Genomic DNA, 13,018 nt, shown 5'->3' with positions numbered 1-13,018 from the left:
GGCTTTAAAGGAACTACACAAATTAGCTTAGAGAACAGGTGGCGGAGAGATGAGGATTATTTTGCCCATCTTTTAAATGGTTTGGGTTGGTATACTGCTTTGAAAAATCAAGACTTTAAAAGGATAAGTGAAGAAACTTCTGATGAAGATGATGTTATAGGTGACGATACAATGTCTATGGATTCTGTTGCTTCGTTTTGGGATCCTTCTAAACAATGTTTTGAAGCAGTCTTTATTGAGTCAAAGAGACGAGCTATTAAACCCTCTCAGGATGATATTGTAAAATGGATTAACAAGTGTTGAAGTGCACAGGAATTTTTAGAGGAAAGTGATGAGATTCAACATAAATTATATGATGAAACAGGGCAGGAAGACATGCAATGGATTGTGATGCCTGGAAAGATATTAGAACAGAAAGGCTAATTGACATATTATCACTGCAATAAAACTGTGGGTCCTCCTCGTCGTATTCAAATAGGTGACCATACTAGGGCACTTTGGATGCAACATATCTTGGATCAACTGAGGTTAATAAGAAGTCAGCTCGGAGGAGTAGTTGAAAAATATAGAATATATTATTGTTAACTACTTTATAAAGGTGAGGTTAGTGAGTTAGTAGATAATCTGAAATACTGAAAATTACAACAACATTTATGCAACACTAGTGAGTTATGATAGATAATTTTTTTGTTTACCGTTTGTATAGGTACGGTGAACCGTATCATAAGTAAATGAGGTTTTTATTCTATACAAAGAAATAAATGACACCTAGACTGCACTATGTCTAGGTGTCATTTATTTTGTCATGAGATGTATCCGAGGTATAAAGAAACGGTGTTAGGAAATTTTGTCCTTGAAAAGAGCTTCACTCAAGATAGGTTCATTGTTTTGGTCACTTGATTCGAATTTATAAAAATCTTGTTTATCCAAGAATACGGTGGCTAAGGTACCTCCAACCAGACCCCAGAATGGCGCTCCGATATGGAGAATAGAGATCCCAGAGATTGTGATTATAAAGGAAAAGAGGGCGCCTGATTTGAATGGACCAGAGAAACTCATTTTCAAAGAGTCAACCAGTACACTAATCATGGCGACGCCACCTAGTAATTGAATTAATGAGGCAGGAATGACATGTGGAATTTGCGAAGCTATTGGAGAGAATAGAGCTAATAGACAGGATAATACTCCTAATACAATAGCAGCGACATACCTATGTTCAAGTTTGCCTGATTCTTTGTTAACAAGTAAGCCCGTCATGGGACCTGCAATACAGGCTGGGTGGCCCCCAAAAAAAGCATTTATAATGGTACCGATTCCGCTCCAATTGGTCATGGCATTGATCGGTGGACGATAGCCATGGGTTTCTAACATAGCAATCCCTTGGGCATTTTGAATAGCAATAACCGTTAAGAGTAATGGAATGACAAGTTCCCCTACAACGGAAAAACTAAATGATGGGATGATAAAATGGGGAATGCCCATTGTTATATGGAGAGGCTGTACAGAAACGTTTGGCAAAAATTTAAGACAAAGAATTGCTGCAATGATCGCCCCTAATATAGGCGGAAACTTTTTTGAAAATCGTAAGAAAAAAGAAAGAGCAAGAAAGACAAGTAACGGGATTCCGTTGAGTAAAGGATTTTTTACAACCGAGCCGATCATTTCAGTTCCGAAAGGGAGTAAGACGCCTGACACCATCCCCATCATAACTGGCATAGGCAAAACCTTCATCAATTTTGTAACAAGGCCAGATAATCCTAAAAGAAAAATAAGGATCCCGGTTATAATATAGGCACCAACCACTTGGTTGAAAGAATAATGGGTTAAGCTTGAGCCCACAAGAATGGCTCCAGGTATTGAAAAGGCATAGCCTATGGGTTGCCCATAATATAAGGAGACGATGAGCGTTAGGAGTCCCCCCATTCCATAAATGGCGAAAATCCATGAGCTGGTTATGCTGCCAGACAAATGACCTTTTGCAGCAGCTTGTAAAACAATTAATAATGGTCCTGCTGAACCAAAAAGCCAGGCCACAAATCCATTCGATATATTCCCAACCGATAAAAGCTTTGGAAATTGTATGGTATTTTTTTTGAACAACAAAGTCACACTCCTTCAACTAATGAATTACACTACATCTTAGTGTATACTCAATTTATCAATACTTAAAATATCTGTTTTATCTTTTTACTATATCTTTTGGGTATGATGGAGGTTTCATCTTGGATATTCGACAGTTAAAATACTTTGTCACTATAGCAGAAGAAGGTAAGATCACGACCGCTGCAAAGAAATTAAATATTGCTCAACCCCCTTTGAGCAGACAACTCAAACAAATGGAAGAAGAGCTAGGCGTCATTTTATTTGATCGAGATAACAAAAGTCTTAATTTAACCTTGGAGGGGGAAAGATTACTTCTTCGAGCAAAAGAACTTTTAAATAAACTTGATGAAACAATGGTTGAAGTTCAAGAATTGAGGAAAGACGCCAGTGGGATTTTATCTGTTGGATCCAATCTTTATTGTGCATCTTTAATTCTTTCTAAGGTGGTAGATATTCGTGAGAAAAATCCTGGTCTTACTTTCAAAGTATGGGAAGGCGAAACGATTCATCTCATAAAAATGTTATCTAAACGTCAGATTGAGATTGCGATAACAAATAGTCCAATAACAGAAAAAAGTATCTCTCAAATGACATTGGAAAGTGACCCATATGTGCTTGTTTTGCCTGAAAAATGGACGTGGAGTGGATCAGAACAATGCAGGTTAGAGGAAATCATCGATTTGCCATTGATTCTTCTGCGACCAAACTATGGTTTAGGTGCGTATGGACAAATTGTCAATGAATTTCAACGGTTAGATTTAGAACCAAATATACTGTGCGAATGTCAGGATTTAATTATGTTACTTGGTCTCGTTTCATCGGGGTTTGGTGCAACGATCTTACCGCTCTCGTTATTATCCCTCCATTCATTGAGAGGATTGAGAGTCATTCAGTTAAAGGATCAGACCTTAATATCTGAACCCAAAGTTATTTGGAGGAAGAATAGTTACTTATCAAAAGCAGCAAAAGAATTTTTAAAACTTTTTTAGACACCAAAATTATTTACTCAAAAGTAAAAGACTTCAACGTTGAAAAATGGCAAATAAAATGAAACAGGTATTAGTTTAGACTGTGGTAAAGTAGATCTTTAAATGAAAAATAAAATATATTCATGGTTTTATAACCTCATTTAGATTCGTTACGGAGAACCGTACCATAAGTAAATGAAGGTTTTTGGTCATTAAATTCAAACAAAGAAACAAAGGGGGAAAGTCCTTTGTTTTTTTGTTTTCAAGCCTTTAATTATTACTTTCCTCTCTAGTGGAATTTTATTGAATATCAAAAGAGAAGCCGTGGTATTGAAAAGAATTGTTTCACCCTGATTAAAAACTTATCCCTAAAATTCATTTAAGGTAAAGAGGATAACAGCTGCAAATAATGAAGCAAAATCTGAAGGCGAAGCGATGGACCTTAACCATGGATTGCCGTTTGCGCCTTCACCAATAAACGTATGGAGCGGTTCTTATCAAGATTGCGGAAGTGCGGACTTAGTTGTCATCATTGCGGGGTTAACACAAAAGCTGGTGAAACTTGATTGGAATTAGTTGGAAAAAATATGAAAATATTTAAACAAATTGTAAAAAGCATTATGGAAAGTGGATTTAATGGAATATTCTTAGTGGCAACAAATCCAGTAGATATCTTAACGTATGTAACGTGGAAAGAATCAGGACTGCCAAAAGAACGTGTAATAGGGTTTAGGGACGGTATTAGACTCTGCACGGCTAAGGTTTGCACTAGGGAAGTATTTCAATGTTGATACAAGAAATGTTCATGCAGCTATTATTGGTGAACATGGAGATACAGAACTCCCTGTTTGGAGCCATGCAATGATTGGAATGAACATCTCGATACTGTTTTGGAAAGCAAGGGAGATTTTAAAAAAGAATGTTTAGAAGAAATGTTCGTAAACGTCCGTGATGCTGCCTATCAGATCATTGAGCGAAAAGGGGCAACGTACTATGGAATAGGAATGTCCCTTGTTCGGATTACAAAAGCAATCCTTAATAATGAAAACAGCATCCTAACAGTATCTGCCTATCTAAATGGAGAATATGGACAAAAGGATGTGTATATTGGAGGACCAGCTGTAATTAACCGTGTCGGCATCCGGGAAGTAATCGAAATTGAGTTGAATGAAAAGGAAAAAGAACAATTTAACCATTCCGTATCAGTGCTAAAAGAAACAATGAACCCGGTAATTTAAAAATTTGTACTGGCGGCTTCACTCAATTTAATATAAATGCTAATTTGAAAATGAGGTTAGAAATAACCTCATTTTCAGATTGGCCGGGATAACCGTACCATAATTAAATGTGTCTTTTTAACATTGACTAGGTAACAATTATAAGGTAAATACTACGTATTATGGTAACATAACAGTATATAAGGAAAGAGGAAGTGAACGTAATTGATAAATATAACGATTCCACAACCAAGTGTTACAATTACAAAACAGAATAATCCTGAGCTCAGTGATATTTATGGGTTTACTGATTTTCATCTTATCCCTAGGGATAAGGGAGGGATTTTTATGTTTTATAACAATAACAAGGAGCTCTTGTTTGTCGGTAAAGCTAGGAAGTTAAGACAAAGAATCAAAAAACACTTTGAGGATAATGTGTCTCCAATGAAAATGCACAGAGATGAGGTTGCTAAAATTTCTGTTTGTATAATTGAAGATCCTGTACATAGAGAAATTTATGAAACGTATATTATTAATGAACTAAAAGCAAAGTACAATATAGATAAAGTGTTTTTTAAGTAAACATAATCAATTAAAAGCAATAAGTGCAGTCAGTCCAGACTTCACTTATTGCTTTTTTCTTTTTAGAGTATTCGACTTAAGGTTTATAGCTTTTTAAAACCCGTAATAACTTTGAAGTAAATAGGAAGTCCATTTACAATGTGGATGATTTTGAATATTTTCTATTAATCCTTTCACAATAGCAGGACTTAAAGTCGGTTCAAGCAGCTGCTGCTTTAGAAGTTGTAAGGATTCTTTTTCAATTGACTCTTCCATTTCTTCTATCTTTTTTTGAATGTTTTCGAGAATCTTCTCCTTAGAGTCTTCTTCAGTCATCGGCTGCTTTATTACTTGAATCAGTTCCTCTGAAATAAACGGCAGTTTTGTGTGGCGCGCTAATAGATTTGTTTTTTCCACAAGTGATTCTGACAAGAGATTGAGATTTAACGGAACATTATAGAATAGAAACAAATGGGAATATGTATTTATAAAGCCTTTAATACAGTACATCAAATCATATTTAGTCTGTTTGATCTCTTCCCCATAAAAGCGTTCAATCATCGATAAGATAATTTTCTCTGTCTGCCGGTCGTAGTAATGCATTTTTTTTATTAGTTCTTCATTAAAAGTTTGCGTTTGCTCTTTCATAAGAATTTTCGCAAAATCAGAATGCTGGTGAAAGGAATGAAAGGCTGCATAATAAAATTCATATAAAAGATTTTCATTGTTTGTTTTTCTGACTATGTAGTCAATATCGGAAGTGAATTGCATCATGTGATGATCAATCAATGCTAAAATCAATTCGTCCTTGGACTTGAAAGATAAGTAAAAAGCACCTTTGGATATACCGCAGTATTCTGTTATTTGTTGAACGGTTGTAGCTTCGAACCCTTGTTTGGCGAAAAGTTCTAAAGCTTTTTCCATAATTAATTGTTTTTTTATCATTCTATTTTTTCGCTCCTAAGGTAATTTGTTGACAATTGACCATTTGGTCACTATTATAAGTAAATGAGCTTGATAAGTCAATTTAGGGTAGGTGTAGTAGTGAAAGGTTTAGTCAATTTTGTCCTAAGGAATAAACTAGCCGTATGGCTGCTGACCATTATCATTACAGTGTCTGGTATTTATTCTGGTACACGTATGAACATGGAGACAATTCCAAATATATCTATACCATACTTAATGGTCATGGATGTATATCCTGGTGCCACTCCTGAAAAAGTAATGAAAGATGTGTCCATGCCGATTGAGAAAGCGGTAGAAGGACTTGAAGATGTAAAAGCTGTTTACTCAAATTCATATTCTAACATGTCCAGTCTGCAAGTTGAATATGAGTACGGTATTGATATGGCTGAGGCAAAGAGAGCCTTAGAATCGGCGTTAGATTCAGTAAAGTTACCCGAAGGAACACAAGAGCCGAAGGTGACAGCGATTAACATGAATATGATGCCGGTTGTGGCTCTCAGTGTAAGTAGTGCAAAGGAAGATATTGTTGGATTAACCTCAACAGTTGAGGACACCCTTCTTCCAAAAATCGAAAAAATTGACGGTGTGGCGTCTGCCAAGACTACTGGCCAGCATATTGAAGAAGTAGACCTTACGTATAACAAAGCAAAGTTAACTGAGTTTGGATTAACCGAAGATAAAGTGAAGCAAATGATTCAGGCAAGTAATATGGCTGTTTCATTAGGACTTTATCAGTTTAAACAAGGTGAACAAGCTGCCGCTGTTGACGGCAAGTTCATGACAGCAGAGGAATTAAAGAATATGTTAATTCCTGTTACTCCATCAATAGCCCATCCATCCCCATTTGTAAAGCTAAGTGATATTGCGGCGATTGATGTAGTGGGTAAAGTTAAATCGTTATCACGCACAAATGGTAAAGAGGCTATTGCTATTCAAATTGTTAAAGAGCAGCAAGCCAACACAGTTGATGTGGTCAATAATGTAAAAAAGGTAATCAAGGAACAAAAGACAAAAATAGATGGACTGACCATTGATGTAACACTTGACCAGGGTAAACCAATTGAAGAATCCGTTAGAACTATGGTGGAAAAAGCTTTATTCGGTGGCTTGATTGCAGTGTTAATCATTTTGCTATTTCTTCGTGATTTTAAATCTACGATTATTTCGATTGTGTCTATTCCAGTTTCCATTTTCATGGCCTTACTGATATTAAACTGGATGGATATTACGCTTAATATTATGACCCTTGGTGCTATTACGGTGGCAATTGGCCGTGTTATCGATGACTCGATAGTCGTCGTAGAGAACATTTACCGTCGTCTTCATTTAAGGGAAGAAAAGCTAAATGGACGTGCCCTTGTTCGCGAAGCGACGATTGAAATGTTCAAACCAATCCTTTCATCGACGTTAGTAACGGTGGCAGTATTTGCACCACTTATTTTCGTTGGCGGCATGGTCGGGGAGCTGTTTACCCCGTTCGCCTTAACAATGACCTTTGCGCTCGGCGCTTCATTACTGGTGGCAATAACGGTTGTTCCGGCTCTTTCTCACTTCTTATTTAAGAAAAAGTTATATGGTGAAAAAACAGAAAAAAGTCATAAAGAGGCAGGAAAGCTAGCTAACTGGTACAAAGGGGTTCTGAATAAGGCATTAAATCATAAAGTAATCACATCCATCATTGCTATCGTTTTATTAGCAGGAAGTTTGGCGTTAACACCATTAATTGGTTTTAGCTTTATGGGCAGCGAAGAAGATAAAGTGATGTATTTAACGTATACGCCAAAAGCAGGCGAGCTGCCTAAAGAAACAATGGCAAACGTTAAAGAGGTCGAGGAGAAGATGCTCAAACGGGATGATATTGACATCGTTCAAATGTCACTCACCGAAAAGGGCGATGAGATGGCTGCGATGATGGGTGGCGGAGGTGGAGGTGCCTTAATGTACCTCATCTTTGACCCTGACATGGAAGATTTCCCTAAAGTTCGTGATAGAATTGAAGACTATGTTAAAAATCTTGGCCAGTCAGGAGAGTGGAAGTCGCAGAACTTCTCTCCAACTTCGATGAATTCAAACGAAGTCAGCTATACCTTCTACAGTGATAACCTAGATAAACTAAATAAGTCGGTTAAGATGGTAGAAAACGTGTTGAATAAGAGAAAAGATTTAAAAGACGTTACTTCTAGTGCTGAAGATGCTTATGTAGAGTATACCTTTAATGTGGCACAGAACGACTTAATCAAGTATGGGTTAACGACAGGCCAGATTGTCATGATGTTAAACCCTAATAAAACACAGGACGTTCTAACCACAATTCAAAAGGATGGAGACACATTAGATGTCATTGTGCAGCAGGAACAATCTAAAAGACCGGAATCAATTAAGGATATTCTGGCTAGACCCGTTCCAACCGCGCTTGGTACAACAAAGCCTCTTTCTGAACTTGTAACCGTGAAGAAAGGTACAACACTAAATACGCTGGCCCGTAGTAAAGGTGAATACTACGCCAGTGTTTCAGGAACGATCCTTGGTAAGGATGTTTCAAAAGTAACTTCAAAAGTCGATAAAGAAGTTAATAAGTTGGATTTACCGAAAGGAGTTACTGTAGGAACGGCCGGTGTACAGGCGGATATGACAGAAACCTTTACACAACTTGGGATGGCAATGCTTGCGGCCATTGCAATCGTGTACTTCATCCTTGTTGTAACCTTCCGTGAAGGTGTTGCACCATTTGCAATTCTATTCTCGCTGCCATTTGCGGTAATTGGTTCATTTGTTGGTTTATTAATAGCAAATGAAACAATTTCTGTATCTGTCATGATGGGTCTATTAATGTTAATCGGAATAGTTGTAACGAATGCCATTGTATTGGTAGACCGTATTATCCATATGGAACGTGATGGTATGGCTATGCGTGAGGCGGTACTGGAAGCTGGTGCAACGCGTTTACGCCCCATACTGATGACAGCAATCGCAACAATCGGTGCGTTAATCCCATTAGCACTTGGCTCAGGCGGTGGGGGATTAATCTCGAAAGGTCTTGGTATTACTGTCATCGGTGGTTTAACAAGCTCTACGTTATTAACGTTAATTGTTGTACCGATAGTTTTTGAAGTATTATCTAAGCTATTCAAGAAAAATCGCAGAGAAGAAGAAGAAAATTAATTCATTGGCCCTGCAAGTTGATTCGTCAGCTTGTAGGGCTTTTTTTGGCTAATCAGATTTTATACCCATAACTTCTGAACGTACAACGGACAGAAAAAGGAAGGCTTCGGCAGCAACATCATCTCACGAAGGAAAAGCACCTGCTTTTCCGAGGAAGTCCTAGTCAGGCGAAAGGCACAGGACAAGGAAAGCTGCGTCAGCTTTGCCTCGCACGAAGAAAAAGCATAGCTTTTTCGAGGATGTGCCGTTTTGAGCGTGATAAGCAAAACTAAGGCATCCGCAAAGGACTTCGCGAATGCTAAGTTTTTTTAATTTATGAAAGTACCGCATTATTAATTAAAGAAAAAGGAATAGGGGGGTGGGTTAATTGAATAATGAGAAGCAGGCAATAAGGACAGTATGCTAACGTGGTAGGGTGAATAATACCGAAAACAAACAAAGGGGGATTAGGCCCCCTTTGTTTTTCTGATTAAAGTTTCACATTAGCTGTTACCTTTTTTCTTAAACGTGGTAAAAAAGGTTTTCTCGGTGGCCGAATAGAAATTAATCCTCTTTGTTTTCTTAAATGATAGTCTAATATACCCTCGCCCAAACAAACGAAAGAAAACATGGATAAGGTAATAAATAAAGAGCTAAATAAAGGTATCCATGGAAATGCATCAAAGTCGATTAAAACATCGAATAAAAACATTGGCCAAACAAGTGCTGTATTATCGATTGAATATGAAGGATGTTCTCCTTGGGCCAAAGACTGAGATATAAAAATTCCGAAGATCCCTAATTGTCCGAGTAAAAATAACATACTGCCTAAATGCTGAACAAAATAGGCGACCCACTGAGGATAGCAGCCCGGCCAATAATATCTTTTCCACAGTCCATATGGCTTAGAGCCTGATATAATTCCTGCCTCGTAATAGGTTGTTTTTTGAATAAGGCTGACACCTTTGTAAACAACGTCACCAACTTTTCCAAGTTCAAATATTATTAAAAAACTAACCATCCAAATTGCCCGATGAGGGGAAAATATAAAAAAGGGAATGGTAGAAACGATAATGATGTAAAAAAATACAGGTATTCTTGAAAATAAATAATTCCATGCCTGTAATAACAGCCTGAAAAAGGTCAAATGTGCTGCCGCAATTCCAAGAGGAACGGCTAATAAGAAGGTAGAAAGAGAAATGGCGAAAACGGTTGTTAATGTCCCGCGGGTTCCCATGATTAAGGCACTGTATATATCTCTTCCATGTTTGTCTGAACCTAGCAGAAAGTCTTTATTTGGTGTATAGGGAGGGAGAATAAAATCAAGATTGCTCTCTGGCCCTACAACATAACTATGGGGAGTAACGTTCTTATCAACATGTGGCAAATAAGGGCCAAAAACAAAAAAGATGGCGAGCATACTGCACCCTATTATACCAATCCATAAAGAAGGTATCTTTTGCATTAAAAATCCCCTCCTCTTTTTGGATCCAGGACATAATTTAGAATTTGGTTTATCCATTGTGCAAGAAGCAATAGAACCATTAATAATAGGCTAAAGCCTATAACGGCAGGTGCATCAATCGGCAAAGGTTCGCCTGCCATGATTGAATATCTAATGTGTATAGCAGTGATTAAACGCCATCCAATGCCGTGATATAAGGTTAAAAATTCCACAACAAACATACCGGAAAATAACATTAATATAATAGGCATAAAATGCTGAAGTAATTTGGGATAGCAGTTTCCAAGAATATGTTTCCAAAGTACTACTCGTTCAGGAACACCTTTTGCTTTTGCTGTTTTAATATAATCCATTTCCTCTTCCTCTTCTAATGCCTGGAAGGTGTATCTTGCGATAACAAATGCAGGATACATGGATAAAAAAATGATTGGAAAAAAGAAACTATACCAAACATCATTACCGTACATATGTATTTTTGGAAAGCCATGGTTCATTGCCATAGATAAAAAAGTCTGACATAGAAAAATCAGAAAAAAGTCTGGTACTGCCTGGCCCATCCAAGTAGTACCTCTTCCAAAAAATTGTCCTAACTTATAGGCTTGAAACCGGTAGTCAAAAACACCTTTACATATCCCGAAAAATATACTGAGAACCATTGCAGGAAGCAAAACGATAATACTTCTCTTAAAGTAAAATAACAGCTCAGATTCCACAGGCTGTTCAAAATTAGTGGTCCCAAGGCTTTTTTTCGTTTTAACCTCCTCAAAATAATCATCAATATTTTTTTTATAGTTTTCCCAGGTGAAATGATAGGACATAATATCCTTCACACCAACCCGGTGTGATACTGTATCCCGTGGCAGTAAAACGATTAATATAACAATTGTTGCCATACAAACCCAAAGTAACAGACTGCTTAATAAACGTAAAAAAAGATTCAATTCATTTTCCTCCCCTATGAAAGCAAGGCGGAGTTCCTTATATTAATAATATTACAAATTATTCAATTATTTCAATATATTTTCAAATATATATGGATGTATACTAGGATATGATCTTACACATTATTAGGTCGATTGTGTAAAATAGTAATTTGTTGATTAAAAAATCAAATGTAGTTCCATTCATTTTGGCAATGTAAACCTTTGAGGGGAAGAACAATATGAATAAAACAATAGTAGAAAACTAAATTTAAAAAAATATAAAAAAGCTGCTGTTTTAAATTTACCGGAAGGCAAAGATTACTTTGCTAATCTAAAAGATTATGATACTAATCTAAACTTAATCAGTTCATACGATTTAATCTTTGTCTTTGTTTTAGATATGGATTCTTTAAAGAAAATCATATTTAATGTTATCAATAATAATCTTCTAAATAAGAACGGCTATATCTATGCCGCTTATCCTAAGAAAGGAAACAAAGAATATTCATCCTATATTCACCGTGATGATTTATTAAAGGGTTAGAGGCTGAAGAAACCGGTTATGTTGGGACAAGCAATATCAAGTTTGTCCGTATGGTCGGGTTAAATGAAACATTTACTATTGTTGGTTTAAAAGAGGATTCTCAAAATAGAAATAAGACTGTTAACAAGGCAAGTCAATGTGTGGATGAGTATATTGAGCTAATTCCTGAGGTAGAAAAGGACTTGCAGGATACACCTGAATTACTTAATTTCTATCAATCACTTACTCAGGGGTATCGTAAAGATTGGGCTCGTTATATCTATAGTGCGAAACAAGACTCGACAAAGGCAAATAGGCGCGAGAAAATGAAAATGATACTTGGAGCGGGATATAAAAGCCGAGATTTATATAACAAAGACAAATAATTTAATTTCTATAGAGGCCTATTTTACCTTCTATATTATAGGCCTCTAATTAATTATATAAGAAAACCTTCAGGTTATCTTTTTCGTCAAGAGTGGCAAGCAGAACGTTTTTTACCTCAGTATGATATAAACTTTCTAACCTGGATATAACCCAGCTTTCGTCTTTCTTAATTTGTTTTAATTCCTTAGAGTTAATTTTACCTTCCTTAATAACAATACACGGCAAATTGAAGGGTTCTGTCTCCATATTGAAGGATGCAGGTGTTAGTGGCTGGTATTTTGGATTTAAAAAAAATGAAATTTTACCATCCGCTTCCCAAATTGCCAGGGATACTTTCTTTACATCATCAACTTTTTCTTCCCGCAGTTCTTCTAAAAGAACATCAATTGATATTCTTGCTTTTTTTAATCCTTTATAAATAATTTCTCCATCCTTCACAATGGTGATCGGCGCAGGGTTAATTAGTTTTCTAAACCATGGCCATTTAAGGATCATAAAAGTGCCCCCAAGATACAACACCACCAATACAATGGTTGATATAACGGAACCTTTAAGTCCAATATGTTGATCTGATAATGGATGGGCAATAATATTTCCTATTACCAGGGCAATAACAAAATCGAGAAGTCTTAATTGGGAGATAGCCCGCTGCCCCAAAATTTTTGCAACTAATATTAAAAATAGAAAAGCTACTAAAGCCCGAAGAACCCACTCAAATGCGGTAAGCGTATCCTGGCTTTGAAAAAAATCCATATAGGACACAT

10 protein-coding genes and 1 pseudogene are annotated in these 13,018 nt (G+C 36.6%); 6 read left to right on the top strand and 5 right to left on the bottom strand.

Features of this window, described 5'->3' with window-relative positions:
* Positions 1–99 precede the first annotated feature (99 nt).
* Positions 100–303 carry a hypothetical protein gene (locus G8761_RS06445; RefSeq protein ID WP_166024794.1) on the top strand — a complete coding sequence of 68 codons (204 nt, stop codon included), beginning with the start codon at positions 100–102 and terminating at the stop codon, positions 301–303.
* Positions 304–837: 534 nt separating this feature from the next.
* Here G8761_RS06445 and G8761_RS06440 read toward each other — a convergent pair.
* Positions 838–2,100, bottom strand: coding sequence for a benzoate/H(+) symporter BenE family transporter (locus G8761_RS06440; RefSeq protein ID WP_166024792.1), 1,263 nt, complete (start codon positions 2,098–2,100; stop codon positions 838–840).
* A gap of 122 nt (positions 2,101–2,222) precedes the next feature.
* Here G8761_RS06440 and G8761_RS06435 point away from each other — a divergent pair, with 122 nt between their 5' ends.
* The 3 genes and pseudogenes from G8761_RS06435 (at position 2,223) to G8761_RS06425 (ending at position 4,870) form a co-directional block, all read left to right on the top strand.
* Positions 2,223–3,092, top strand: coding sequence for a LysR family transcriptional regulator (locus G8761_RS06435; RefSeq protein ID WP_166024790.1), 870 nt, complete (start codon positions 2,223–2,225; stop codon positions 3,090–3,092).
* Between the two features lie 387 nt (positions 3,093–3,479).
* Positions 3,480–4,309, top strand: a pseudogene (locus tag G8761_RS06430) (L-lactate dehydrogenase); the annotation flags it as partial.
* 204 nt (positions 4,310–4,513) lie between these two features.
* Positions 4,514–4,870 carry a nucleotide excision repair endonuclease gene (locus tag G8761_RS06425; protein ID WP_166024788.1) on the top strand — a complete coding sequence of 119 codons (357 nt, stop codon included), beginning with the start codon at positions 4,514–4,516 and terminating at the stop codon, positions 4,868–4,870.
* Positions 4,871–4,963: 93 nt separating this feature from the next.
* Here the strand turns inward: G8761_RS06425 and G8761_RS06420 are convergent, their stop codons facing one another.
* On the bottom strand, positions 4,964–5,794 hold the full coding sequence (locus G8761_RS06420) for a TetR/AcrR family transcriptional regulator (RefSeq protein WP_166024786.1): 831 nt from the start codon (positions 5,792–5,794) through the stop codon (positions 4,964–4,966).
* Between the two features lie 99 nt (positions 5,795–5,893).
* Here G8761_RS06420 and G8761_RS06415 point away from each other — a divergent pair, with 99 nt between their 5' ends.
* Positions 5,894–8,977, top strand: coding sequence for an efflux RND transporter permease subunit (locus G8761_RS06415; protein ID WP_166024784.1), 3,084 nt, complete (start codon positions 5,894–5,896; stop codon positions 8,975–8,977).
* A gap of 469 nt (positions 8,978–9,446) precedes the next feature.
* Here the strand turns inward: G8761_RS06415 and G8761_RS06410 are convergent, their stop codons facing one another.
* Entirely contained in the window at positions 9,447–10,421 is a 975-nt protein-coding gene (locus G8761_RS06410; RefSeq protein ID WP_166024782.1) for a hypothetical protein, read from the bottom strand.
* On the bottom strand, positions 10,421–11,362 hold the full coding sequence (locus G8761_RS06405) for an ABC transporter permease subunit (protein WP_166024780.1): 942 nt from the start codon (positions 11,360–11,362) through the stop codon (positions 10,421–10,423). The genes G8761_RS06410 and G8761_RS06405 overlap by 1 nt, the downstream gene beginning before the upstream one ends.
* A 576-nt stretch (positions 11,363–11,938) precedes the next feature.
* Here G8761_RS06405 and G8761_RS27025 point away from each other — a divergent pair.
* A complete protein-coding gene (locus tag G8761_RS27025; RefSeq protein WP_243449910.1) occupies positions 11,939–12,253 on the top strand; it encodes a YdeI/OmpD-associated family protein in 315 nt (104 codons plus the stop codon).
* Between the two features lie 49 nt (positions 12,254–12,302).
* Here G8761_RS27025 and G8761_RS06395 read toward each other — a convergent pair whose 3' ends face one another.
* Positions 12,303–13,007 (bottom strand): DUF421 domain-containing protein, encoded by a 705-nt coding sequence (locus tag G8761_RS06395; protein WP_166024778.1) that lies wholly within the window; start codon positions 13,005–13,007, stop codon positions 12,303–12,305.
* Positions 13,008–13,018: the final 11 nt, after the last annotated feature.

It is taken from the genome of Neobacillus terrae, assembly GCF_011393025.1.
GTDB classification, from domain to species: Bacteria; Bacillota; Bacilli; order Bacillales; family Cytobacillaceae; genus Neobacillus_A; species Neobacillus_A terrae.
The sequence above is the reverse complement of the archived record's forward strand: the minus strand, read 5'-3'. Positions and strand labels throughout refer to the sequence as shown.

What these genes read in the sequence shown, in the direction of transcription:
- G8761_RS06395 (WP_166024778.1), bottom strand. Translation starts at nt 13,007, where the DNA reads ATGGATTTTTTTCAAAGCCAGGATACGCTTACCGCATTTGAGTGGGTT.
- G8761_RS27025 (WP_243449910.1), top strand. Translation starts at nt 11,939, where the DNA reads ATGGTCGGGTTAAATGAAACATTTACTATTGTTGGTTTAAAAGAGGAT.
- G8761_RS06410 (WP_166024782.1), bottom strand. Translation starts at nt 10,421, where the DNA reads ATGCAAAAGATACCTTCTTTATGGATTGGTATAATAGGGTGCAGTATG.
- G8761_RS06420 (WP_166024786.1), bottom strand. Translation starts at nt 5,794, where the DNA reads ATGATAAAAAAACAATTAATTATGGAAAAAGCTTTAGAACTTTTCGCC.